This window comes from Citrobacter sp. RHBSTW-01044, from assembly GCF_013781945.1.
Classification (GTDB): Bacteria; Pseudomonadota; Gammaproteobacteria; order Enterobacterales; family Enterobacteriaceae; genus Citrobacter; species Citrobacter braakii.
Window position 1 is genome coordinate 807,972 of the sequence record NZ_CP056180.1, and the last position, 23,248, is coordinate 831,219.

21 protein-coding genes and 1 other RNA gene are annotated in these 23,248 nt (G+C 54.5%); 13 read left to right on the forward strand and 9 right to left on the reverse strand.

Annotation, left to right across the window (positions count from 1 at the left end; all coding sequences use genetic code 11):
- Nucleotides 1-13: 13 nt before the first annotated feature.
- From HV352_RS03955 to HV352_RS03970, 4 genes are all read left to right on the forward strand, one after another.
- On the forward strand, nt 14-1,276 hold the full coding sequence (locus tag HV352_RS03955) for a DUF1116 domain-containing protein (protein WP_181635215.1): 1,263 nt from the start codon (nt 14-16) through the stop codon (nt 1,274-1,276).
- Nucleotides 1,277-1,386: 110 nt separating this feature from the next.
- Nucleotides 1,387-2,259 carry a DUF2877 domain-containing protein gene (locus HV352_RS03960; protein WP_181635216.1) on the forward strand — a complete coding sequence of 291 codons (873 nt, stop codon included), beginning with the start codon at nt 1,387-1,389 and terminating at the stop codon, nt 2,257-2,259.
- Nucleotides 2,177-3,109, forward strand: coding sequence for an HTH-type transcriptional activator AllS (allS, locus tag HV352_RS03965; RefSeq protein ID WP_032931810.1), 933 nt, complete (start codon nt 2,177-2,179; stop codon nt 3,107-3,109). Before HV352_RS03960 ends, allS begins: the two co-directional genes overlap by 83 nt.
- Nucleotides 3,110-3,236: 127 nt before the next feature.
- Nucleotides 3,237-4,097, forward strand: a complete 861-nt coding sequence (locus HV352_RS03970; protein ID WP_016154372.1) for a small-conductance mechanosensitive channel MscS — start codon at nt 3,237-3,239, stop codon at nt 4,095-4,097.
- 41 nt (nt 4,098-4,138) lie between these two features.
- On the opposite strand, the gene dctP is transcribed toward HV352_RS03970, so the two are convergent.
- A complete protein-coding gene (gene dctP, locus HV352_RS03975) occupies nt 4,139-5,185 on the reverse strand; it encodes a TRAP transporter substrate-binding protein DctP (RefSeq protein ID WP_049268792.1) in 1,047 nt (348 codons plus the stop codon).
- Nucleotides 5,186-5,385: 200 nt separating this feature from the next.
- On the opposite strand from dctP, the gene argO reads away from it, so the two are divergent.
- The 3 genes from argO to HV352_RS03990 all read left to right on the forward strand — a co-directional run bounded on the left by argO (nt 5,386) and on the right by HV352_RS03990 (nt 7,920).
- Nucleotides 5,386-6,021: an arginine exporter ArgO gene (argO, locus tag HV352_RS03980; protein WP_016157426.1), complete on the forward strand. Its 636-nt coding sequence runs from the start codon at nt 5,386-5,388 to the stop codon at nt 6,019-6,021.
- A gap of 93 nt (nt 6,022-6,114) precedes the next feature.
- Nucleotides 6,115-6,837, forward strand: a complete 723-nt coding sequence (locus tag HV352_RS03985; RefSeq protein WP_029139653.1) for an oxidative stress defense protein — start codon at nt 6,115-6,117, stop codon at nt 6,835-6,837.
- Nucleotides 6,838-7,023: 186 nt separating this feature from the next.
- Nucleotides 7,024-7,920 carry a LysR family transcriptional regulator gene (locus tag HV352_RS03990; protein ID WP_103284199.1) on the forward strand — a complete coding sequence of 299 codons (897 nt, stop codon included), beginning with the start codon at nt 7,024-7,026 and terminating at the stop codon, nt 7,918-7,920.
- On the opposite strand, the gene HV352_RS03995 is transcribed toward HV352_RS03990, so the two are convergent.
- From HV352_RS03995 to argP, 5 genes are all read right to left on the reverse strand, one after another.
- Nucleotides 7,917-9,383: an acetyl-CoA hydrolase/transferase family protein gene (locus tag HV352_RS03995; protein WP_149382400.1), complete on the reverse strand. Its 1,467-nt coding sequence runs from the start codon at nt 9,381-9,383 to the stop codon at nt 7,917-7,919. The genes HV352_RS03990 and HV352_RS03995 overlap by 4 nt on opposite strands.
- Nucleotides 9,384-9,407: 24 nt before the next feature.
- The gene (gene scpB / locus HV352_RS04000) at nt 9,408-10,193 is read right to left on the reverse strand and encodes a methylmalonyl-CoA decarboxylase (protein ID WP_016154367.1); all 786 of its coding nucleotides are present in this window, start codon (nt 10,191-10,193) and stop codon (nt 9,408-9,410) included.
- A gap of 10 nt (nt 10,194-10,203) precedes the next feature.
- Nucleotides 10,204-11,199, reverse strand: coding sequence for a methylmalonyl Co-A mutase-associated GTPase MeaB (gene meaB, locus HV352_RS04005; RefSeq protein ID WP_016154366.1), 996 nt, complete (start codon nt 11,197-11,199; stop codon nt 10,204-10,206).
- A complete protein-coding gene (gene scpA, locus HV352_RS04010) occupies nt 11,192-13,336 on the reverse strand; it encodes a methylmalonyl-CoA mutase (protein ID WP_181635217.1) in 2,145 nt (714 codons plus the stop codon). Before scpA ends, meaB begins: the two co-directional genes overlap by 8 nt.
- 226 nt (nt 13,337-13,562) lie before the next feature.
- Nucleotides 13,563-14,456, reverse strand: coding sequence for a DNA-binding transcriptional regulator ArgP (argP, locus tag HV352_RS04015; RefSeq protein ID WP_003825477.1), 894 nt, complete (start codon nt 14,454-14,456; stop codon nt 13,563-13,565).
- Nucleotides 14,457-14,626: 170 nt separating this feature from the next.
- Between argP and rpiA the strand changes: the two genes are divergently transcribed.
- A complete protein-coding gene (rpiA, locus tag HV352_RS04020; RefSeq protein ID WP_016154364.1) occupies nt 14,627-15,286 on the forward strand; it encodes a ribose-5-phosphate isomerase RpiA in 660 nt (219 codons plus the stop codon).
- 271 nt (nt 15,287-15,557) lie between these two features.
- Complete coding sequence (gene serA / locus HV352_RS04025; protein WP_016154363.1) at nt 15,558-16,790, forward strand: phosphoglycerate dehydrogenase; 1,233 nt, start codon at nt 15,558-15,560, stop codon at nt 16,788-16,790.
- 382 nt (nt 16,791-17,172) lie between these two features.
- On the opposite strand, the gene HV352_RS04030 is transcribed toward serA, so the two are convergent.
- The 3 genes from HV352_RS04030 to zapA form a co-directional block, all read right to left on the reverse strand.
- Nucleotides 17,173-17,769, reverse strand: coding sequence for a 5-formyltetrahydrofolate cyclo-ligase (locus HV352_RS04030; RefSeq protein WP_103284195.1), 597 nt, complete (start codon nt 17,767-17,769; stop codon nt 17,173-17,175).
- A gap of 19 nt (nt 17,770-17,788) precedes the next feature.
- Nucleotides 17,789-17,972, reverse strand: a non-coding RNA gene (ssrS, locus tag HV352_RS04035) — 6S RNA.
- A gap of 41 nt (nt 17,973-18,013) precedes the next feature.
- Nucleotides 18,014-18,343 carry a cell division protein ZapA gene (gene zapA, locus HV352_RS04040; protein WP_003026980.1) on the reverse strand — a complete coding sequence of 110 codons (330 nt, stop codon included), beginning with the start codon at nt 18,341-18,343 and terminating at the stop codon, nt 18,014-18,016.
- A 167-nt stretch (nt 18,344-18,510) separates the two neighbouring features.
- Here zapA and HV352_RS04045 point away from each other — a divergent pair, with 167 nt between their 5' ends.
- The 4 genes from HV352_RS04045 to ubiI all read left to right on the forward strand — a co-directional run bounded on the left by HV352_RS04045 (nt 18,511) and on the right by ubiI (nt 22,956).
- Entirely contained in the window at nt 18,511-19,089 is a 579-nt protein-coding gene (locus HV352_RS04045; RefSeq protein WP_016157420.1) for a YecA family protein, read from the forward strand.
- Nucleotides 19,090-19,113: 24 nt separating this feature from the next.
- Complete coding sequence (gene pepP / locus HV352_RS04050) at nt 19,114-20,439, forward strand: Xaa-Pro aminopeptidase (protein WP_137352058.1); 1,326 nt, start codon at nt 19,114-19,116, stop codon at nt 20,437-20,439.
- Nucleotides 20,436-21,614, forward strand: coding sequence for a 2-octaprenyl-6-methoxyphenyl hydroxylase (gene ubiH, locus HV352_RS04055; RefSeq protein WP_016154358.1), 1,179 nt, complete (start codon nt 20,436-20,438; stop codon nt 21,612-21,614). Before pepP ends, ubiH begins: the two co-directional genes overlap by 4 nt.
- Nucleotides 21,615-21,753: 139 nt before the next feature.
- Nucleotides 21,754-22,956, forward strand: coding sequence for an FAD-dependent 2-octaprenylphenol hydroxylase (ubiI, locus tag HV352_RS04060; RefSeq protein ID WP_016154357.1), 1,203 nt, complete (start codon nt 21,754-21,756; stop codon nt 22,954-22,956).
- Nucleotides 22,957-23,248: the final 292 nt, after the last annotated feature.

Below are 23,248 nucleotides of genomic sequence, written 5' to 3' on the forward strand. Positions count from 1 at the left end.
CAGAGGTACGGATATGTATTCATCTATTGCACAGGCCAACGAAGCCATTATCGAACGAATTAAAGCTGCACGCCCCCACTGGGTTGCCGTGCGTCCTGCAAAAGAAGCGGTGGCCGAATTATCTTCTGGACGCAAATTACTGCACGCTGGTCCGCCGATTGCCTGGGGAGAGATGACAGGCCCAATGCGCGGAGCCTGTATTGGCGCATCGCTGTTTGAAGGCTGGGCGGTCACGGAGGAAGATGCCCTGCGGATGCTGGAGCAGGGAGAGGTCGAGTTTATTCCTTGCCACCACGTTGGCGCGGTCGGTCCGATGGGTGGTATTACGTCCGCCAATATGCCGGTGCTGGTCGTGCGTGATATCGTCCACGGCAATCAGGCCTGCTGCAACCTCAATGAGGGGATCGGCAAAGTGATGCGCTTTGGCGCTTACGGCGATGACGTGCAGAAACGTCTGCGCTGGATGCGTGATACGCTGGCGCCGGTATTGCAGGAAGCGCTCTCGCAGATGGAAAACGGCGTCGATCTGACGGCACTGATGGCGCAGGCTATCACGATGGGCGATGAGTTCCACCAACGTAATATTGCGGCCTCTTCTCTGCTGCTACGCACGCTTTCTCCGGTGATTGCCGGACTGGCGCGTCCGAAGGCGGAAATCATTGAGGTGTTGCAATTCCTGAGCGTCACCGACCAGTTCTTCCTTAACCTGGCAATGGCCTACAGTAAAGCCGTTATGGATGCGTCGGCGGAAATTAAAGCCGGTTCTGTGGTAACCGCCATGACGCGTAACGGCCGTGATTTCGGTATTCGCGTGAGCGGCACAGGCGATCGTTGGTTTACCGCGCCGGTGAACACGCCGCAGGGGCTGTTTTTTACCGGCTATAGCCAGGCTGATGCCAATCCGGATATCGGCGACAGTGCCATCACGGAAACGCTGGGGATCGGCGGTGCTGCGATGATTGCCGCACCGGGCGTAACGCGCTTCGTTGGCGCGGGTGGCATGGGGGCTGCGCTGGAGACATCGGAAGAGATGGCGGAGATCTATCTTGCCAACAATCCGCTGTTCCAGATCCCGTCATGGGATTTCAAAGGGGCATGTCTGGGGCTGGATATCCGTCGCGTCGTGGAAACGGGGATTACGCCGCTGATTAACACCGGTATTGCTCACAAGGATGCGGGGATCGGCCAGGTGGGGGCGGGCACCGTACGCGCACCGCTGCTCTGTTTTGAAAAAGCGCTTGAAGCGCTGGCGGAACTGCATCACATCACGGCATAACAACGTTGCCGGAAGGCGACGAAGTTGCGTTTTATCCGGCCTGCGAATGAGTTCATTCCGTAGGCCGGCTCGGGCGCTCTCCCTGCCATCCAGTGTCCTGGAGTGTATCGATGGTGACGATTAAGGCATTAGCCAGCGCGGGTTTTTATCGACTTCCCGATGGCGAATGGAGGTTGCACAGCCGCTTCTCGCAGGCGATTAATTTTTGCCGTCCTGACGGCGAGCTGTTGACGCTGTTTCGCTACGGAAAGGGGATGGGACCGACGGGCATGCTGCTGAGCACCACACAGTTTTCCCGCGTGGCGCATATTGAACGACTTATCAAACAGGGGAGCATCCTGCGGGTACAGGGTATAGCGCTTTGCTCGCGTCGCACACTCCGGATGTCGCTGGATCCTGCCGTACTTGTCCCTGTCGATCTCTCTTTTTGCACTCAACACAGTGGTCTTTCCGGAGCGCTGAATCAGCCACTCAATACGATGTTGCACTACCCTGAAATCATTGAGCAACTTGAGTGCTGGCATCGTGGCGTGACGCCTGACTGGCGCTGGCTGATCGGATACGGCCCAGGACTGACGCCCAGCGGCGATGATATGCTGACGGGGATGCTGGCTGTGCTGTATGCTGCGGGGCTTTCTGCCAAATTGCGCTATTTTTTACCCCCGACGGAGCAACTTGTGCCGCTCACCACGTCAGTAAGCTGTAGCTATCTGAACAGCGCCAGAGTGGGCGAATTTTCAACGCCGCTACAGAAGGTGATACGTGGTTTACAGTCCGGACGCGATCCGCATTCTGCAATCAGACGCCTGCTTGCTGTCGGGCACTCCTCGGGGGCGGACATATTGCTGGGAATCGCGATAGCGCAACGGTGGTTACAGGTGGTCGACTCAAGGGGAACGCATGCTCGATCAGGAAACAATACGCACTTTTATTCGGGTTGCACAGACGGAGAGTTTTTCCCGCGCGGCCAGCTCCCTGCATAAAACGCCCGCGGCGATTAGCTATCGCATTAAAACGCTGGAAGAGCAGGTGGGGACGCAGCTCTTTTTACGTACAACCCGCTCCGTCAGTCTGACACTGGCTGGACAACATCTGCTTGAGCATTGTCGACAGTGGCTTAACTGGCTGGATGCAATGCCGGACGAGCTTCAGCAGATCAACGCGGGCGTTGAACGGCAGGTGAACATCGTTATCAACAATCTGCTGTACCAGCCGCAGACCACGGCAGATTTACTGACCTGGCTGCACCAACAATTTCCCTTCACCCGATTTCAAATTTCCCGACAGGTCTATATGGGCGTGTGGGATTCGCTACTGTATGACGATTTCCAATTGGCGATTGGCGTCACCGGATCGGAATCGCTCTCCAATAATATCTCTCTGTTGCCGCTGGGAGATATCAGTTGGCGGTTTGTGGTAGCGCAAAATCACCCGCTGGCCAGCCATCCAGTGCCGGTACTGTCAGACGATATGCTGCGCCGCTATCCGGCTATCAATATTGAAGATACCTCGCGTACGCTTACGCGCCGCGTCGCCTGGCTGCTTAGCGGACAAAAGGAGATCAAAGTGCCGGATCTCAGCACTAAGCTGGCCTGTCATTTAAGCGGGCTTGGCGTCGGCTTTTTACCCGAGCGGATGTGTCGTCCTTATGTTGAATCCGGGGCACTGGTTGCCCGTGAGGTGATTAATCCGCGCCAGCCATCGCCGCTCTCGATTGCCTGGAAGAATGCGGGCAGCGGAAAGGTGGTCAGTGAAATTGCGGACATTTTTAAGCAAAAAGATTCGCTGGTGAGTGGGTTCCTGCGGATGGTCGATCGACCGGCGGAGAACTGAGTTTACGGCGGTTTTTTAAGGGATCATGTTGAAAAAATGGCAGATTCGGTCTTTTTTGTTTACCTTTAATAGGGTGTTTTCGTGAGATTGATCTCGTAATTTTTTTGACATGCTCAAGGACTATTGAATGGAAGATTTGAATGTTGTCGACAGCATAAACGGTGCGGGCACCTGGCTGGTCCGCAATCAGGAGCTACTGTTGAGCTATGCCGTCAACATCGTTGCGGCCATCGCGATTGTCATTATCGGTATGATCGTGGCGCGTATCGTATCAAACACCGTTAATCGCCTGATGCTGGCGCGTAAAATTGATGCCACCGTTGCCGACTTTCTTTCTGCACTGGTGCGCTACGGTATTATCGCTTTCACGCTGATTGCCGCGCTGGGTCGCGTTGGGGTGCAAACTGCCTCCGTGATCGCCGTTCTCGGTGCCGCGGGTTTAGCTGTCGGTCTGGCACTGCAAGGGTCGCTGTCCAACCTCGCCGCAGGCGTGCTGCTGGTGATGTTCCGTCCGTTCCGCGCGGGTGAATATGTAGACCTTGGCGGCGTTGCGGGAACCGTGCTTAACGTGCAGATTTTCTCCACAACTATGCGTACCGTAGACGGTAAGATTGTGGTGATCCCAAACGGTAAAATTATTGCCGGGAACATCATTAACTTCTCTCGCGAGCCGGTCCGTCGTAACGAATTTATTATCGGCGTGGCCTACGACTCCGATATCGATCAGGTGAAAAAAATCCTCACTGATATCATCCAGTCAGAAGATCGCATCCTAAAAGACCGTGAAATGACGGTACGCCTGAATGAGCTGGGCGCTTCCTCGATTAATTTCGTCGTACGTGTCTGGAGCAACAGCAGCGATCTGCAAAGCGTCTACTGGGATGTACTGGAGCGTATTAAGCGCGAGTTTGACGCCAACGGTATCAGCTTCCCGTACCCGCAGATGGATGTGAACTTTAAACGCGTGAAAGAGAACGCGACCGAGTAACTTCAGCTAAAAACGCCCGCCAGAGAGAGGCGGGCGTTGATTTATCTCGTCTTGTTAAGAATTGCGCTGACACCCTGCATCAGCTCGCCAACATCGTTTATTCCTTTACTTTCCTGTTGGGCAATCCATTCGGCCTGAACGTGCTGATACCCGGTAGCGGCTTGCCACGCATTCAGCTCGCTGTTGGTCAGGTAATGAACGTGTGCACCCTCTTTTGCCATCTTTTTCGCCATTGCGGTCAGGCTTGCGTCCTGCACTGCGCCAATACGCTTTTGCGTCATGGCGGCGGCCCGATTGATGGCTGCGCGATCTTTCACGTCCAGGCTATCCCAGACGTCTTTATTCATCACCAGAAGATAAACGTGTCCGAGCCAGAGCGAAGGGGAGAGCTGAATATAGGGGGCCGCCCGCTGGGCATGGATATCATCTCCGCTGTCGAGGTTAACCATCAGGCCGTCAAGCTGTCCGGTCTGAAGCGCATCGGTAATTTTTTCATTCCATGGCATGCTGACCGGCACGCCGCCTGCGTTGCGTAAAAATGATTGATGCCAAAAGCTGGCGGTCCGCCATTGGCTTGCATTCAGCTGTGCCAAATCGACGTTCGGCCTGGTCGTAAAAAATCCAACCGGATAGCCGAGGAAAAACTGAAGATTCACCAGATTGTTGTTTTCCAGCTCGCGACCAAACTGGCGATACTCGCGGAAAATCCGCTGAAAGGCGTTAACCTGCGCTTCACCACGACCCGGTCCGAGGGGAAAGCTCTTAAAAATCTGGTGTCGCGGCAGTTGTTCGGGCGTGTACTCAGGGACCACGATCCCCATATCCGCCACGCTGCCCTGGCCGATCGTTTTTAAGGCGTCATAGCTGGTGGACAGCTCGCCGTTCCAGTGAGCGTCGATTTTCAAACGTCCAAGCGACTCTTGTTCGATCGCGCGAAAAAAAGTCTCTTTTATGAGCCGGGTACGCATGTTGCCATATGGCTCGTGATCGGTATAGCGCAGCGTTCTGTCTGCGCTGGCGACAGTGGGCCACAAACTGGTAACTATCAGCGAGGCACAGAAGAGAAAAATGTTCGCGTTATGCTTCATACCCATTCCTTTGGTATAGACAGATTTATCTTTCAGCATACCTCGGGTAACGCACAATCGCTATTGTCAGAGACTGAATATGGAGGGGAGTGTGCGCGGTATTATTAATAATGCTAATTACTGATTAATATTATCCATTTCCTCTAATGAATCCCGCGCAGTATAGTCTGCCCACAAGACAATTATGTGAGATGTTTTACATGTTATCCTACTATTTTCAAGGGCTTGCGCTTGGTGCAGCCATGATACTTCCGCTTGGTCCACAAAATGCCTTCGTGATGAATCAGGGGATCCGTCGTCAGTATCACATCATGATCGCTTTACTCTGCGCTATCAGTGATTTAGTGCTGATTTGCGCGGGGATCTTCGGCGGTAGCGCCTTGCTGATGCAGTCGCCATGGCTGATGGCGCTGGTCACCTGGGGCGGGGTCGCATTTTTACTCTGGTACGGATTCGGTGCGCTAAAAACGGCGATGAGCAGTAATCTGGAACTGGCCAGCGCCGAAGTGATGAAGCAGGGGCGCTGGAAAATCATCGCCACTATGCTGGCGGTGACATGGCTCAACCCACATGTTTACCTGGATACTTTTGTGGTGCTCGGGAGTCTGGGGGGACAACTGGACGTTGAGCCTAAACGCTGGTTTGCACTGGGAACCGTCAGCGCTTCGTTCCTGTGGTTCTTCGGTCTGGCATTGCTGGCGGCCTGGCTGGCACCGCGTCTGCGAACTGCAAAAGCACAGCGCATCATCAATACGCTGGTAGGATTAGTGATGTGGTTTATCGCTTTTCAGCTGGCAAAAGAAGGTGTTGCGCACGTTCAAGCGCTGTTCAACTAAGTGTTGTCTGATGGACAACGCAGCGAGATCGGCTAAGCTTGCCTGCATGTGCCCTGAGTTTTGGGGTAATTAATGAAACATGGAGGAACGACCGTGAAGTTCAAAATAATGGCCCTGGCGGCATTAGTCGGATTCAGCGCACTATCGGTACAGGCAAATGAGTTGCCAAATGGACCGCACATCGTGACTTCCGGAACGGCAAGCGTAGATGCAACACCAGACATCGCCACCCTGGCGATTGAAGTGAACGTTGCTGCAAAGGATGCGGCTTCCGCGAAGAAGCAGGCCGATGAGCGCGTGGCGCAATATCTGTCTTTCCTTGAACAGAACCAGATAGCGAAGAAAGACATTAGCGCTGCAAACTTGCGTACGCAGCCGGACTACGACTACCAGAACGGCAAAAGCATCCTCAAAGGTTATCGTGCAGTGCGCACCGTTGAAGTCACGCTGCGTCAGTTGGACAAACTCAACGCTCTGCTTGATGGCGCGCTGAAGGCCGGTCTGAATGAGATTCGTTCGGTATCGCTGGGCGTTGCCCAGCCGGATGCTTACAAAGACAAAGCGCGTAAAGCGGCGATTGATGATGCTGTTCATCAGGCTGAACAGCTGGCCGCGGGCTTTAATAGCAAACTGGGTCCCGTTTACAGTGTGCGTTACCACGTTTCCAATTATCAACCGAGCCCGATGGTACGGATGATGAAAGCAGATGCAGCGCCTGCAACCTCCGCTCAGGAAACCTACGAACAGCCGGTTATTCAGTTTGACGATCAGGTTGATGTCGTCTTCCAGATTGAGCCTACAGTAACCAATAAGTAGTCTTGATATAGGCGTAAGTCGCCATCCGGCAAGTTTTTAGCCTGATGGCGATGCTTACGCGTCTCATCAGGCCGACAAAATATTCCAGCCGGTTTTTCTGTGAGCAACTGTAAAAATGAGACCTCACATTCAGTCTTTTTTTTCGTGGTAATGAGGATAGGCCATAGCGATTTTTAAGGGGACGCTATGGATATTTTTATCTCGAAAAAGATGCGTAATTTCATTCTGCTGGCGCAAACCAATAACATCGCCAGAGCGGCAGAAAAAATACATATGACCGCATCGCCTTTCGGTAAAAGCATTGCTGCACTGGAAGATCAAATCGGCTATACGCTGTTTACCCGTAAAGATAACAACATCAGCCTGAATAAAGCCGGACAGGAGCTGTATCAGAAGCTGTTTCCCGTCTACCAGCGCCTCTCTGCCATTGATAATGAAATCTATAACGCCTCTTGTCGCTCGCGGGAAATCGTCATCGGTATCGATAATACTTATCCAACGATTATTTTTGACCAGTTGATTAGCCTTGGCGATAAATATGACGGCGTTACGGCCCAGGCCGTTGAATTCAGTGAGAATGGGGTGATTGATAATCTGTTCGACCGCAAACTTGATTTCATTATCTCGCCGCAGCACGTTTCTCCCCGCGTACAGGAGTTGGAAAATCTGGCGATCAGCGAACTGCCTCCGCTACGTCTGGGGTTTCTCGTTTCCCGGCGCTACGAAGAGAAACAGCCGCAGGATCTGCTGCGCGAGCTACCCTGGCTGCAAATGCGCTTCCAGAATCGCGCCAACTTTGAGGCGATGCTGGATGCTTATATGCGGCCCTGTGGGATCAATCCGACGATTATCTACCGTCCGTACAGCTTTATGGCCAAGATTAGCGCGGTGGAGCGCGGGCAGTTTTTGACGGTGATCCCTCATTTTGCCTGGCGGCTGGTGAATCCGTCGACGCTAAAGTATTTCGACGCGCCCGGCAGCCCCATGTATATGCAGGAGTTTCTCTATTCGCTGAAAAATCATCGCTATACCGGCACCATGCTCCAGCATATTGCTGAAGATCGTGACGGTACGGCAAGTTAACCGAGCATCGATCCTGTCTCGAGAAGGTTGCGATGCAGATCGAACGCATGGCTGAGATCGTGATGGATATGCCCGCCGGGCGCTTTTTCCAGATAGCGGTGCAGGTAGTCCCGGTAAAGGGGATGCGCACAGTTATCGATAATCGTGTGCGCCCGCTGCATCGGAGATAACCCACGCAGATCGGCAATCCCTTGTTCGGTCACGATCACTTTAACGCTATGTTCGCTGTGGTCGACATGGCTGCACATCGGCACGATGGTTGAGATTTTCCCTCCTTTGGCAATCGACGGCGCCATAAAGATAGACAGGTAGGCGTTGCGCTCGAAATCCCCGCTGCCGCCGATCCCGTTCATCAGGTTCACGCCCGCAACGTGCGTGGAATTGGCATGGCCGTAGATATCAAACTCAAGCCCAACGTTGAGTGCAATGACCCCCAGCCGACGGATGATTTCCGGGTTATTGGAGATCTCCTGCGGGCGCAGCACAATTCGGCTGGCGAAGAAGTCCATGTTGTCGTAAATCTTCTGTAGCGACGGGGCTGAGATGGTCAGGCTGGAGGCGCTGGCACCGGTGATCTTGCCCGTTTCCAGCAGATGCACCACCGATTCCTGTAACACCTCTGAATACATCATAAAGGGCGGGATATCCGGATTCTCTCCCAGTCTCGCCATTACCGCGTTATTGATATTGCCCACGCCGCTTTGTAAGGGCAGAAACTCTGCTGGAATGCGTTTGTGCGCCATTTCTGCCAGTAGGAAAGTGACGACGTTATCGGCAATTTGTTGGCTGACCGGATTGGTTTTATCCGACGCATTCCCGGCATCGGGCAGCTCGGTATCCACCACCGCGACCACTTTCCTGGGGTCTATCTGCACGCACTGACTGCCCACGCGATCCATGGTATGAAATATGGGCACGCTGTTACGCCGCGGCGGTGCGCCGGGTATTACGATGTCGGCAAACTCAGCCACGCGTGGATTATGGTAATGATTCAGCTCGATAATCACCTTTTTCGCCCGCAGCAGCCAGGTGGGCGCATTGCCAATACCGCTGGAAAGCCAAATCCGGCCATCCGGCGCAATGGCGGAGGCTTCAATGACGGCAACATCGATTTCGCCAAAAAAGCCGTAATTAACCATCTGCGCGACTTCGCTCAAATGCAGATCGACAAACCTCACCTGGCCCTGGTTAATTTTCTCGCGCAGGCCAGATGAGGTTTGATAAGGCGCACGCCAGGAAACGGCATCCGCCGCGGATAGTGCATCATCAGCGGCGGCGCCAATTGACGCCCCGGTCAGCAGGCGGATCTGAAAAGGCTGCCCGTCCTGATGCCGTTCGCAGGCGCGTTGGGCAATTGCGGTGGGTAACGCTTTTGGCGAACCCGCGGGGGTAAAGCCGCTGAACGCCACCATATCATCGTGCTGGATAATTTCTGCCGCCTGTTCGGCGCTCATCCGTTTCATGGCCGTCTCCTTCGTCGGACTTGATTAATGGCCAACAAAATTAGGTTTACGTTTTTCCATAAACGCGTTCATCCCTTCCTGATAATCCTCGCTGTCATACACCGCGCGGCGCATGCCCTGAATGCGCTCGAATTCGTCAGAGTTCATGGTGTGTGCTTCGCCCAACACGCGCAGTTCTTCTTTGATGACGGCGATTGCCAGCGGCGCTTTTTCCGAGATGTGATGCGCCATTTGCAGGGTGAAATCTTCCAGTTCCTCGGTTGGAACGACATGGTTGAGGATCCCGACCGCCATGGCGCGTTGAGCGGTGATGGGCGAGGCGGTAAAAATCAGCTCCTTAACGATGTGAAAACCAGCGTCACGGGTCAGGTTGTGGATGCCCACCAGGTTATAGGGCACGCCGAGGTTGACCGGGGTCATGGAGAAGGTAGACGTACTGGCTGCGATGATCAGATCGGAACTCATGATCATCTCAAACGCGCCGCCCCAGACGCTGCCTTCAACCATGGAGATCACCGGCTTCGGATATTTTTGGATCATGCGAGTTATCTGACGCAGCGGATCGTCATAAGAGAGCGGATCGCGACGTCCGGTGGGGAGTTCATGAATATCATGCCCGGCAGAGAACACTTTGGCCCCGCTCGGGGCGCGCAGAATGATGCAGCGAATGTCCGGACGATTGAGGTCGTTCAGCGCCTGCATCAGATCGTCAATAAACACTTTGCTCAGGGCATTGAGCTTGCGGGCGTAATTGAACTCAATGACCGCGACTTTCTGGATGATGACCACGTTGACGTATTGATAAGACATAATGTTCTCTTTATTGAAAGTAATGATGCTGGATAAATTCGCTGATGTGCCGCAGGCCGGTGCGCGGCGAAAGATCATTGTTTTTGACGGCCAGCAGCGTCTGCTGGAAATACTGGTCGAAATCAGCCCGTGCAAACAGCAGATGCAGGGCTTCTTCTTCAGCCTGCTTGTGTAGCCATTCCACCGCCTGCTGCTGGCGGACTTTTTCCAGTCGACCGCTGGCGGTAAGGCACGTTTTAAAGTCGGTTATCGCCTGCCAAACCTCCTCAATGCCGCGTTTTTCCAGGGCGCTGCAGGTCAGAACCTGCGGCTGCCACTCGTCATATTTGCGGCGCAGAATATGCAGGGCGGATTCGTACATATGGCGGGCGATGGCAACGCTGGTACGGTTATCACCGTCGTCCTTGTTGATGACGACCAGATCCGCCATCTCCATCAGGCCTTTTTTGATGCCCTGCAAATCGTCGCCACCGCCGGCGATTTGCAGTGAGAGAAAGCAATCCACCATGCCTGCGACTTCGGTTTCTGACTGCCCAACGCCGACGGTTTCCACAATCACCACGTTGAAGCCAGCCGCCTCGCACAGCAGCATTAATTCGCGGGCGCGCTGGCTGGCGCCGCCTAAATGACCGCTGGAAGGAACCGGACGTATAAACGCAGATTCTGCGCGAGCCAGTTCCGTCATGCGGGTTTTATCACCCAGAATGCTGCCGCCGCTGACCGGGCTGCTGGGATCGACGGCGATCACCGCTACCCGTAACCCGCGGCGAATCAACAGCATGCCGAATGCTTCCAGAAAGGTGCTTTTACCCGCGCCCGGCGTGCCGGTGATCCCCAGACGCAGGGCGTTACCGGTGAACGGCATAATCGCGTCCAGCAATTGCGTACTCAGCGGCTGGTGGCGCGGGTGATTGCTTTCGACCAGCGTCATCGCCTGGGCGAGCGTAGCCCGTTCACCGAGTCGCAAGCGGCGGACGGTATCCTCAAGCGTGGCGGCGTTAATCATGATGCTGACTGATACGGGTTAGCACATCGCGGACGCTGTCGAGCATTGGCGTGCCTGGGCCATAAATGGCTGCCACGCCATGTTCGTGTAGAAAAGCGTAATCCTGTGGCGGAATAACCCCACCGGCGACGACGCAAATGTCTTCGCGTCCCCAGCCTTTGAGCGCGGTGACCAGCTCCGGGATCAATGTCTTATGACCCGCCGCCAGCGATGATGCGCCAACGACATGCACATCGTTTTCTACCGCCAGACGGGCAATTTCCTCCGGTGTGGAGAACATCGGGCTGAGATCGACATCGAAGCCGAGATCGGAGTAGGCGCTGGCGATCACTTTTGCGCCGCGATCGTGGCCGTCCTGACCCATCTTGGCGATCAGAATACGCGGGCGGCGGCCATTTTCTGCGAGGAACTGTTCAGTTTGCGCAACAATGGCATCGAACTCATCGGCGGATTTGTCGGACTGGTGATAGCTTTGTGCAATCACCCCGGTAACGCACTGGCTGGGAACCAGATAACGGTCAAAGGCGGCCTCGAGCGCATCGGAGATTTCACCGAGCGTGGCGCGAACGCGGGCGGCGTTGACGGCGGCGGCCAGCAGATTTTCATTCTGTTGCGCAGCGTGGGTCAGCGCGGATAGCGCGGCTTTAACCGCATCATTGTCGCGGGTGGCGCGGATATGCTGCAGTGAGGCAATCTGCTCGTTGCGCACCTTCACGTTGTCGATCTCCAGCACCGACGTGTCGTCTTCTTTATCCAGCTTGTATTTGTTCACCCCGACGATAACGCGCTTACCCTGGTCGATCAGCGACTGTTCGCGCGCGGACGCTTCTTCGATCATCCGTTTAGGAAGTCCGGCTTCAATCGCCTTCGCCATGCCGCCTGCCTCATCAATCTGCTTGATGATCGTGCGCGCCTGCTTCACGATTTGATCAGTGAGTGATTCGACGTAATACGATCCGGCCAGCGGATCGACGGTGCGGCAGATCTCTGATTCTTCCTGAATGATGATCTGCGTATTACGCGCAATACGGGCGGAGAAATCGGTGGGCAGACCGAGCGCTTCATCAAAAGCGTTGGTATGCAGAGACTGGGTACCGCCAAGCGTAGCGCCGAGCGCCTCAATGGTGGTTCGTACCACGTTGTTGTACGGGTCCTGCTCGGTCAGGCTCCAGCCTGAGGTCTGGCAGTGGGTACGCAGAGCGAGAGATTTCGGGTTGGTCGCGCCAAAACTGCTGACCGCTTCGCTCCACAGATACCGTGCAGCGCGCAGCATGGCGACGTTCATAAACAGATCCATGCCGATGCCGAAGAAGAATGACAGGCGCGGGGCGAAGTCATCAATTTTCAGTCCGGCGGAAAGCGCGGCCTTGATGTATTCAATACCGTCTGCCAGCGTAAACGCCACCTGCTGTACGCAGTTTGCCCCGGCTTCACCCATGTGATAGCCGCTGATGCTGATGGTATTAAAGCGCGGCATATTGCCTGAGCACCAGGCGATGATGTCGGCGATAATGCGCATGGAGGGTTTTGGCGGATAAATGTAGGTGTTGCGGCACAAGTACTCTTTCAGAATATCGTTCTGAATGGTCCCGGTGAGCTGTTCCGGCGTCACGCCTTGCTCCTGCGCCGCGACGATATAAAACGCCAGTACCGGCAGCACCGCGCCGTTCATGGTCATCGATACCGACATCTTATCCAGCGGGATCTGGTCGAACAGCACCTTCATATCTTCGACGGTATCGATCGCCACGCCGGCTTTGCCGACGTCGCCCGCTACGCGCGGGTTGTCTGAGTCATAGCCACGATGAGTGGCAAGGTCAAAGGCGACGGAAAGCCCTTTTTGCCCAGCGGCGAGGTTACGGCGGTAAAAGGCGTTGGACTCTTTGGCGGTAGAGAAACCGGCGTATTGGCGAATCGTCCACGGCTGCGCGGTATACATAGTGGCGCGCGGGCCACGCACGTAAGGCGGCAGACCGGGCAGGGTGCCCGTGACTTCCAGATTATCGAGATCCGCTTCGGTGTACAGCGGCTTGATGGCAATCCCTTCCGCCGTCTGTCTTTCCAGCGACTCAACGGTTTTTTCCCGTCGACTGAGTTCTTTATTGGCGAGTGTTTGCCACTCCTGCACGTTTGCCATTTTTTGCTCCGTATTACGCAATAAGTTGAATCTTTGCGAATACGGTGTGCTTTTTCATTTGGCTTGTCGCCAGCAAAAAATAGCCAACAGGACGTCGTTTTTTGCCGTGTGGCGTGTTTTATTTTGTGATGTATTTCAAAGACGTGGCGGGAATAGCATGAAATGAGGGGAAAGGCTTGCAGGCCGGATGAGGCTTTACGCCGCTATCCGGCCTCTGTTCGAGGAATTAATCCTGACGCAGTACGTTGTGGCCATAGGCCAGCAGCGCGTCGGTGACGTTGCGCATCATGCGGCTTTCTGGTGCAAAACGGTGCCAGTACAGCATCCGACGCTGGAACAGGCCTGGCGTTAAGTCGATAAGCTCACCGCTTTCCAGCTCTTTCTCAATCTGTAAGTGTGGGATCATGCAGCAGGTTGTTCCCTGACGGGCTAACTGGACGAAGGCTTCAGACGAGTTAACGATATGGCACGGTACGCTGCCCGGCGGCAGGTCGAAGTTTTGTTGCAAGAACGCCTGGTGCATATCATCAAGATGGTCAAACGCGACCGCCGGGGCTTTCAGCAGGGCGGAACGGGTGACGCCGTTTGGGAAATAACGCTCGGCGAAAGGTTTAGAGCCAACAAACAGGTAGTCCAGCGCGCCCAGTTTATCCACCAGACAGCTTGGCAGCGCCTGATGTTGAATACTCACCGCACCGACTACTTCACCACGACGCAGACGTTCCTGGGTTCGGGTTTCATCTTCAACCTGCAGGTTCAGTCGAATCGGTGAATTAGCCAGTACCGGGGCCAGCGCCGGAAGTAACCAGGTCGCCAGACTGTCGGCGTTCACCGCCAGCGAAAGCAGAAGCGGCGTCGAGCCGGTTTGTTCATCGCCTAGCCACTCGTCTTCCAGCAGTTCAACCTGGCGCAGAAGCGCCAGTAGTTTCTGTCCCTGTTCCGTTGGGCGCGGCGGTACGGTGCGCACCAGCAGCGGTTGTCCGAACATATTCTCAAGCTGTTTTATGCGCTGTGAAACCGCGGATTGCGTGATGCACAGCTTTTGCGCCGCGCGCTCAAATCCTCGTTCACGAATAACCGCATCCAGTGCTTGTAGTGTTCTGTAGTCCGGACGTTTCATTGCTTTGACGCACTCCTGAAATTTTTGCTTGTTCTGCACTATGACACAATTTTTGATTGGGTAAAGACGAAATCCGCCGCTTGCGAGCGGGTGTGGGGACATTTTTCTGCACAATGTTCTATAATGCGCGTGAATTTTCCCACCATATTCACACCACAGGCGAAACGATCATGACGCAGGATGAACTGAAAAAAGCAGTAGGATGGGCGGCACTTCAGTATGTACAGCCCGGCACCATTGTGGGCGTAGGTACAGGTTCAACAGCCGCACACTTTATTGATGCGCTGGGCACAATGAAAGGTCAGATTGAAGGTGCGGTATCCAGTTCGGACGCATCGACTGAAAAACTCAAAAGCCTTGGCATCCACGTGTTCGATCTTAACGAAGTGGATAGCCTCGGCGTATACGTTGACGGCGCGGATGAAATCAACGGTCACATGCAGATGATCAAGGGCGGCGGCGCAGCGTTGACCCGTGAAAAAATCATTGCTTCCGTGGCGAAGAAATTTATTTGCATCGCGGATGCGTCTAAAGAAGTCGATATTCTCGGCAACTTCCCGCTGCCGGTCGAAGTGATCCCAATGGCGCGCAGCGCTGTGGCTCGCCAGTTGGTGAAGCTGGGCGGTCGTCCTGAATACCGTCAGGGCGTCGTGACGGACAACGGCAACGTGATCCTCGATGTGCACGGTCTGGAGATCCTCGACGCCATCGCGCTGGAAAATGCCATCAATGCGATTCCAGGTGTGGTAACCGTCGGCCTGTTTGCCAACCGTGGCGCGGATGTCGCGCTGATCGGTACGCCTGACGGCGTGAAAACTATCGTAAAATGATCTGACGGGAGCGTCTTCTCCCGTTAAAAAAATTTTGGCAGGGCAAATTTGGTGACTTGTGTCACGTTTATAATATTGTCCTGCCGATCTCTCCAAAGAAAAAGTTATCGCCAGTATTTTCCTCTGACATTTCCCGTTGAATGACATTTCTTCAGCACGGCGACGCAAACGTTCATATTGCCGCAATATTATTTTTTGATATGTTGAAGAGACGGATGAAAATCCCACACACAACACATCAGTTTGAACAAAAAAAGACAGGGTCGGGGAAATGGCAAAGGTATCACTGGAGAAAGATAAGATTAAATTTCTGCTGGTTGAAGGCGTGCACCAAAAAGCACTCGAAAGCCTTCGTGCAGCAGGTTATACCAACATCGAGTTTCACAAAGGTGCTCTGGACACTGAACAACTGAAAGAGTCCATCCGTGATGCCCACTTCATTGGCCTGCGATCCCGTACCCATCTGACTGAAGATGTGATTGACGCCGCAGAGAAACTGGTCGCGATTGGCTGCTTCTGCATTGGCACCAACCAGGTTGATCTAAGTGCAGCGGCAAAGCGCGGGATCCCTGTGTTTAACGCACCATTCTCTAACACACGTTCCGTTGCTGAGCTGGTGATTGGCGAACTGCTGCTACTGCTACGTGGCGTACCCGAAGCGAACGCCAAAGCGCACCGCGGCGTGTGGAATAAACTGGCTACCGGCTCTTTTGAAGCGCGTGGTAAAAAACTGGGGATCATCGGCTACGGCCACATTGGTACTCAGTTGGGCATTCTGGCGGAATCGCTCGGGATGCATGTCTTTTTCTATGATATTGAAAATAAACTCCCGCTTGGCAATGCCACGCAGGTACAGCATCTTTCCGACCTGCTCAATATGAGCGACGTGGTGAGTCTGCACGTGCCGGAAAATGCCTCCACCAAAAACCTGATGGGCGCGCGTGAGATTTCGCTGATGAAACCGGGTGCGCTGCTGATTAACGCCGCACGCGGTACGGTTGTTGATATTCCTGCGTTGTGCGACGCGTTAGCGACTAAACATCTGGCGGGGGCTGCAATCGACGTATTCCCAACCGAACCGGCAACTAACAGCGATCCTTTCACTTCGCCGCTGTGTGATTTCGATAACGTGATCCTGACGCCGCACATTGGTGGTTCAACGCTGGAAGCGCAGGAAAACATCGGTCTGGAAGTAGCTGGGAAACTGACCAAGTATTCCGACAACGGGTCTACGCTGTCTGCGGTAAACTTCCCGGAAGTTTCGCTGCCGCTGCACGGTGGTCGTCGTCTGATGCACATTCACGAAAACCGTCCGGGCGTACTGACGGCACTGAACCAGATTTTTGCCGAGCAGGGCGTCAACATTGCCGCGCAGTATCTGCAGACTTCAGCGCAGGTAGGCTATGTGGTTATCGATATTGAAGCGGATGAAGATGTGGCGGAGAAAGCGCTGCTGGCGATGAAAGCCCTTCCGGGAACCATTCGCGCTCGTCTGCTGTACTGATTTCCTCTACATGGGCAGGCGGTTGACCTGCCCATCTTTCCTCTGATTTCCCTGCCTCAAAATCTCTTTCTGTAACGCATACATTCTGTTTTTCGAGCTTTGCCGCAGTTGGCAACTAAAGGCAGCGTTGCGTGTTGTACAGCAATAAAAGGAATTTACGATAGGGGCGCAGCATAGCGCTGAAACGGGAAAGCCCCTACCGAAGCAGGGGCTCTAAAAAGGAAAGGGACGATGATGAGATACGTCATCATGCTGCTGATCCTGTTAATCATCGCTTGGCCAGCATATTAACAGAGAGTACGCAGGAGGGAGGTTCGCCTCCCTCACCCTTCACCGAGGAATTTAGGTCAAAAAAACGGCGCTGTCAATCGGCAAAAAACGGCTACCACTCCCAGATTTTGGACGGCGTCACCACCGCTGGCAGCGGGATATCCCACTCTTCAACCGGCAATTTTTCTACTACCTGGCAGTCATGCGCGTAGCCCACGGGTTGGATCTTATGCTGCTGCCAGTTTTGTAGCGTGCGGTCGTAAAATCCACCGCCCATGCCCAGGCGTTGCCCGTCCTCATCAAATGCCACTAACGGCGTAATCAGTACGTCCAGCTTTGACAGTGGCAATACGTCGCGTACATCAAGCCGTGGTTCCTGGATCTTTAAGCGATTGGTCACCAGGTCGCTGCGCGGATGATAGTGCAGGAACAGTAAATTACCGGGACTGAAGGGATGAAGAACCGGAAGGTAAACGCGCTTGCCCGCTCGCCACAGTTGATCTATCAGCGGCTGGGTATCGAGTTCGCCATCGAACGAGAGAAATACCGCCACAGTATGCGCGAGTACAACAGGGGGAAAACTGAGCATTCGGGTCGCGGCTTGCTGACCGTATTGTCGTTGCTGTTCAGAGGTCAACGCGCGACGACGCTGTCGAATCAGTTGACGAATTTCTTGCCGGGATAAAGAGAGTTCAGAAAGTAGTGTCATGGCTGTTGCCAGGTAGAAGGGAATCTCCGAGATGCCGCCGCAGGCTGTAACCCTTGAACCCTTGGTTCAAGGTGAATGCGTCGTCACAGTTTTAAGGCTTCTCGGACGGGCCGAGCATGCTCACCAACCATGGAGCGCCACATTCTTGTGGTATGAAATATCGGCTCAGGGGACTGGCCCGCTTGCAAACATCTCAGAGAAATTTTGTCTTCACGGTCACTCTACCACAGTAAACCGAAAAGTGTTATTCAAAGTTTTGGCCCGTTTTTTCGGTTATGCGACCCTGATCAAGCAACGCTTGTTCGATGGTCTGTTGTAGCATCCGAATACGTTGTTCCATGCTCGCCGCGTACTCACGCGTCTTCGCTTTTTCCTGAGTTAATTCATAGCTGATGTTCAACGCGGCGATGAAAACCAACTGCTCAGTATTTGTGACTCTAGTGCGAACTTTCAGATCTTGCAATCGCTGATTGAGATCGTCCGCAGCCTGATTCAACGCATCCCTTTGTTCAGGCGGGCAATTCACTCGCAGTGAACGGCCAAATATTTGGATATCGACGGGTTGTGCAGACATGCCACCTTCCTGCTGATTGACTGCGCTGCCTTCGTCTCCAGACCTTGGGTCCGCGAAGGGGCGACACTATAGCTACCCTGGTATCAAGATACAAGCCCTTTTCTGGTCCACCAGGGCCCAAAGTGGTAGCATACCATGAATATTCCTCCCTTTGATGACGAATGCTTATGTCTATACAGAACGAAATGCCTGGCTACAACGACGTTAGCCAGTTTTTGAACCAACAAGGGGCTGGATTAACCCCGGCCGAAATGCACGGCTTGATCAGCGGGATGATTTGCGGCGGCAACAACGACAGCTCATGGCAGCCGCTGCTGCACGACCTGACGAACGAAGGTTTGGCCTTCGGTCACGAGCTGGCTCAGGCACTGATGAAAATGCACTCTGCCACCAGCGATGCCCTCGAGGACGACGGCTTCCTTTTTCAGCTTTATCTGCCTGAAGGCGACGACGTTAGCGTGTTTGATCGTGCCGATGCGCTGGCGGGGTGGGTAAACCACTTTTTGCTGGGCCTTGGCGTTACGCAGCCAAAGCTCGACAAAGTGACCGGTGAAACCGGTGAAGCGATTGACGACCTGCGCAATATCGCTCAGTTGGGATATGACGAAGACGAAGATCAGGAAGAGCTGGAAATGTCGCTCGAAGAGATTATCGAATACGTGCGCGTAGCCGCCTTGCTGTGTCATGACACGTTTACGCGTCAGCAGCCGACCGCGCCGGAAGTCCGTAAACCGACTCTGCACTAAGAACGAAACGCAAAGGAGAGTGTGATGAGCGAGATATCTCAGCAAGAATTCCAGCGTCGTCGCCAGGCTTTACTGGCACAAATGCAGCCCGGCAGCGCCGCGCTGATTTTTGCCGCGCCTGAAGCGACGCGCAGCGCGGACAGTGAATACCCGTACCGCCAAAGCAGTGATTTCTGGTACTTCACCGGTTTTAACGAACCGGAAGCCGTGCTGGTGCTGATTAAAAGTGATGACACTCATAACCACAGCGTTTTGTTTAATCGAGTTCGCGATCTGACGGCGGAGATCTGGTTTGGCCGCCGTCTGGGCCAGGATCCCGCACCGGCAAAACTCGGCGTTGACCGGGCGCTGGCCTTCAGTGAAATCAACCAACAGCTGCACCTGTTGCTCAATGGCCTGGACGCGGTGTACCACGCGCAGGGCGAATATGCCTGGGCAGACGAGATTGTGTGCACGGCGTTGGATAAACTGCGTAAAGGCTCCAGACAAAATCTGCACGCACCCGCCGCGATCATCGACTGGCGTCCAATGGTCCATGAAATGCGCTTGTTCAAATCAGCAGAAGAAATTGCGGTCATGCGCCGTGCTGGAGAGATCAGTGCGCTGGCGCATACCCGCGCGATGGAAAAATGCCGTCCGGGAATGTTTGAATACCAGTTGGAAGGGGAGATTCACCACGAGTTTACTCGCCATGGCGCGCGTTACCCATCCTATAACACGATTGTCGGCAGCGGCGAAAACGGCTGTATTCTCCATTACACCGAAAATGAAAGTGAAATGCGCGATGGCGATCTGGTGTTAATTGACGCCGGGTGTGAATACAAAGGTTATGCGGGCGACATTACGCGTACCTTCCCGGTAAACGGCAAATTTTCCCCTGCTCAGCGTGAAATCTACGACATCGTACTGGAGTCATTAGAGACCAGCCTGCGCCTGTATCGCCCGGGGACGTCCATCCAGGAAGTCACCGGCGAAGTGGTGCGCATCATGATTACGGGTCTGGTGAGGCTTGGCATTTTGCACGGCGAGATCGACCAACTGATTACCGAAAATGCGCATCGCCCATTCTTTATGCATGGTCTTAGCCATTGGCTGGGACTGGATGTGCACGACGTTGGCGTTTATGGTCAGGACCGCTCACGTATTCTCGAGCCAGGAATGGTGCTCACCGTCGAACCGGGGCTGTATATCGCACCGGACGCCGATGTGCCGCCTGCTTATCGTGGTATCGGCATTCGTATTGAAGATGACATCCTCATCACCGAGGACGGCAATGAGAACCTGACCGCCAGCGTGGTGAAGAAAGCGGATGACATTGAAGCCTTAATGGCTGCGGCGCGACTGCAATGAGCGTGATTATCGTTGGTGGTGGTATGGTCGGTGCGACGCTGGCGCTGGCCATTTCTCAGCTCAGCCACGGGACTCTGCCTGTTCACCTGATAGAAGCGAGCGAACCTGAAACTGACCGCCATCCAGGGTTTGACGCCCGGGCGATCGCGCTGGCGGCAGGGACCTGCCAACAGCTGGCGCGAATTGGCGTATGGCAGGCGATTGCCGATTGCGCAACGGCGATCAAAACGGTTCACGTCAGCGATCGCGGCCATGCCGGATTTGTGACGCTGGATGCGCAGGAATACCGTATTCCGGCGTTGGGCCAGGTGGTAGAACTGCACGATGTCGGGCTGCGTTTGTTTGCGCTGCTGCGTAAAGCGCCGGGCATCACGCTGCACTGCCCCGACCGTGTAGCCAGCGTGTCACGCACGCAGGAACGCGTTGAGGTTACGCTGGAAAATGGCGAGATGATCAATGGTCGCCTGTTGGTGGCCGCCGATGGCACGCGTTCCGCGCTGGCTACCGCCTGCGGCGTTGACTGGCAGCAACAACCCTATGAACAACTGGCGGTGATTGCCAACGTCACGACCTCCGTTGCGCATGACGGGCGAGCGTTTGAACGTTTCACACAATATGGTCCGCTGGCAATGCTACCGATGTCTGATGGTCGCTGCTCGCTGGTATGGTGCCATCCGCTGGAGCGGCGGGATGAGATTATGGCCTGGTCCGACGAACAATTTTGCCGCGAACTGCAAACTGCGTTTGGCTGGCGGTTGGGGCGTATTACCCAGGCCGGTAAACGCAACGCCTATCCGCTTTCATTAACCTCGGCGCAAAAAGCCATTACCCATCGTACTGTGCTGGTGGGGAACGCAGCACAGACGCTGCATCCCATTGCCGGACAAGGTTTCAACCTTGGTCTGCGCGACGTGATGAGCCTGGCTGAGACGTTGACGCAGGCGCAAAACTGCGCGGAAGATATCGGTGATTATGCGGTGCTGGCACGCTATCAGCAGCGCCGCGAACGCGATCGCGAAACGACGATTGGTGTGACCAACAATTTGGTGTATTTGTTTGCCAATCGCTGGGCCCCTTTGGTCGTTGGGCGTAATGTCGGGCTGATGGCGATGGAATTATTCACGCCTGCGCGCGATGCGTTGGCGGAGCGGACCCTCGGTTGGGTTGCGCGATAGATATAACCTGTAGGCCGAATTAAAGAAGTTGGCCTGATTAGCGCAGCGCCATCAGGCAATGTCGCGGAAGTAATGCCGGATGGCGGCTTTGCCTTATCCGGCCTACGGTTTTTGATTGTCCTATTTTCAGGAGCAAACAGTGCAAAGTGTTGATGTAGCAATTGTTGGTGGCGGCATGGTGGGACTGGCGGTTGCCTGCGGCTTGCAGGGCAGCGGGTTGCGCGTTGCAGTGTTAGAACAACATGTTCCGCAGCCTTTGGCGGCGGATGCACCTCCTCAGCTTCGCGTATCGGCCATTAATGCCGCCAGTGAAAAACTGCTTAGCCGACTGGGCGTCTGGTCCGACATTGTTGCCCGTCGCGCTTGTTGCTACCACGGCATGGAAGTCTGGGACAAAGACAGCTTTGGGCGTATTGCGTTTGATGACCAGAGCATGGGTTACAGCCATTTAGGCCACATCGTTGAAAACTCAGAGATCCATTACGCACTCTGGCAAAAAGCGCAGCGTTCAGCGGATATTACGCTGATGGCGCCCGCTGAGTTACAGCAGGTAGCCTGGGGTGAGAATGAGGCATTTCTGTCCCTGAAAGATGGCGCAATGCTGACAGCTCGCCTGGTGGTCGGCGCCGATGGCGCTAACTCCTGGCTGCGCAACAAAGCGGATATTCCGCTCACTTTCTGGGATTACCGTCATCATGCGCTGGTGGCGACTATCCGTACGCAGGAAGCTCACGGCGCGGTTGCGCGGCAGGCGTTTCACGGTGAGGGGATCCTGGCGTTCCTGCCGCTCAGTGACCCGCACCTGTGCTCTATCGTCTGGTCGCTTTCGCCGCAGGAAGCAGAACGCATGCAGCAGGCAAGCGTTGACGAGTTTAATCAGGCGCTGAATATCGCTTTTGATAATCGCCTGGGGCTGTGCAGCCTTGAAAGCGAGCGTCAGGCGTTTCCGCTGACGGGACGCTATGCCCGTCAGTTCGCTGCTCATCGTCTGGCGCTGGTGGGGGATGCGGCGCATACCATCCACCCGCTGGCGGGTCAGGGGGTTAACCTTGGCTTTATGGATGCGGCGGAGCTGATCGATGAGCTGAAGCGGCTACAGCGTCAGGGCAAAGATATTGGTCAGTATCTCTATTTGCGCCGCTACGAGCGCAGCCGTAAGCACAGCGCAGCGATGATGCTGGCCGGTATGCAGGGCTTTCGTGAACTGTTTGCAGGCGAGAATCCGGCGAAAAAACTGCTGCGTGATATTGGTCTGAAACTGGCCGATACCCTGCCAGGCGTAAAACCACAGCTCATCCGCCAGGCGATGGGACTGAACGATCTTCCTGAGTGGTTACGCTAGCGTCCGTAAGGACAATCTTAAGAGTTTGAGACCCGTCACACTTTCCACTCCCGGCCTGCGCGCCGGGGTGCTTCTCTCATTTGAAATAATCTAATTCCACGCCTTTTTTCGCATTAGTTTTTTTAATATTACGTTTTTTTCATAACGCCATTTTTGACAATTTTTCCACATTTAATGTTGGTTGGTGCTGTTAATTCCAGCTTGTATTTATTTTTTATTCTGATTATTTGCCGTATGGGTGGGGTTTTGTTCTGCCGGTGATTTTGCTGTTTTTGGCCATAAGCTAATGTGA

Excerpts from the sequence above, each read along its gene's own strand:
- HV352_RS03955 (WP_181635215.1), top strand. The coding sequence starts at position 14 with ATGTATTCATCTATTGCACAGGCCAACGAAGCCATTATCGAACGAATT.
- HV352_RS03960 (WP_181635216.1), top strand. The coding sequence starts at position 1,387 with ATGGTGACGATTAAGGCATTAGCCAGCGCGGGTTTTTATCGACTTCCC.
- allS (WP_032931810.1), top strand. The coding sequence starts at position 2,177 with ATGCTCGATCAGGAAACAATACGCACTTTTATTCGGGTTGCACAGACG.
- HV352_RS03970 (WP_016154372.1), top strand. The coding sequence starts at position 3,237 with ATGGAAGATTTGAATGTTGTCGACAGCATAAACGGTGCGGGCACCTGG.
- dctP (WP_049268792.1), bottom strand. The coding sequence starts at position 5,185 with ATGAAGCATAACGCGAACATTTTTCTCTTCTGTGCCTCGCTGATAGTT.
- argO (WP_016157426.1), top strand. The coding sequence starts at position 5,386 with ATGTTATCCTACTATTTTCAAGGGCTTGCGCTTGGTGCAGCCATGATA.
- HV352_RS03990 (WP_103284199.1), top strand. The coding sequence starts at position 7,024 with ATGGATATTTTTATCTCGAAAAAGATGCGTAATTTCATTCTGCTGGCG.
- HV352_RS03995 (WP_149382400.1), bottom strand. The coding sequence starts at position 9,383 with ATGAAACGGATGAGCGCCGAACAGGCGGCAGAAATTATCCAGCACGAT.
- scpB (WP_016154367.1), bottom strand. The coding sequence starts at position 10,193 with ATGTCTTATCAATACGTCAACGTGGTCATCATCCAGAAAGTCGCGGTC.
- meaB (WP_016154366.1), bottom strand. The coding sequence starts at position 11,199 with ATGATTAACGCCGCCACGCTTGAGGATACCGTCCGCCGCTTGCGACTC.
- scpA (WP_181635217.1), bottom strand. The coding sequence starts at position 13,336 with ATGGCAAACGTGCAGGAGTGGCAAACACTCGCCAATAAAGAACTCAGT.
- argP (WP_003825477.1), bottom strand. The coding sequence starts at position 14,456 with ATGAAACGTCCGGACTACAGAACACTACAAGCACTGGATGCGGTTATT.
- rpiA (WP_016154364.1), top strand. The coding sequence starts at position 14,627 with ATGACGCAGGATGAACTGAAAAAAGCAGTAGGATGGGCGGCACTTCAG.
- serA (WP_016154363.1), top strand. The coding sequence starts at position 15,558 with ATGGCAAAGGTATCACTGGAGAAAGATAAGATTAAATTTCTGCTGGTT.
- HV352_RS04030 (WP_103284195.1), bottom strand. The coding sequence starts at position 17,769 with ATGACACTACTTTCTGAACTCTCTTTATCCCGGCAAGAAATTCGTCAA.
- zapA (WP_003026980.1), bottom strand. The coding sequence starts at position 18,343 with ATGTCTGCACAACCCGTCGATATCCAAATATTTGGCCGTTCACTGCGA.
- HV352_RS04045 (WP_016157420.1), top strand. The coding sequence starts at position 18,511 with ATGTCTATACAGAACGAAATGCCTGGCTACAACGACGTTAGCCAGTTT.
- pepP (WP_137352058.1), top strand. The coding sequence starts at position 19,114 with ATGAGCGAGATATCTCAGCAAGAATTCCAGCGTCGTCGCCAGGCTTTA.
- ubiH (WP_016154358.1), top strand. The coding sequence starts at position 20,436 with ATGAGCGTGATTATCGTTGGTGGTGGTATGGTCGGTGCGACGCTGGCG.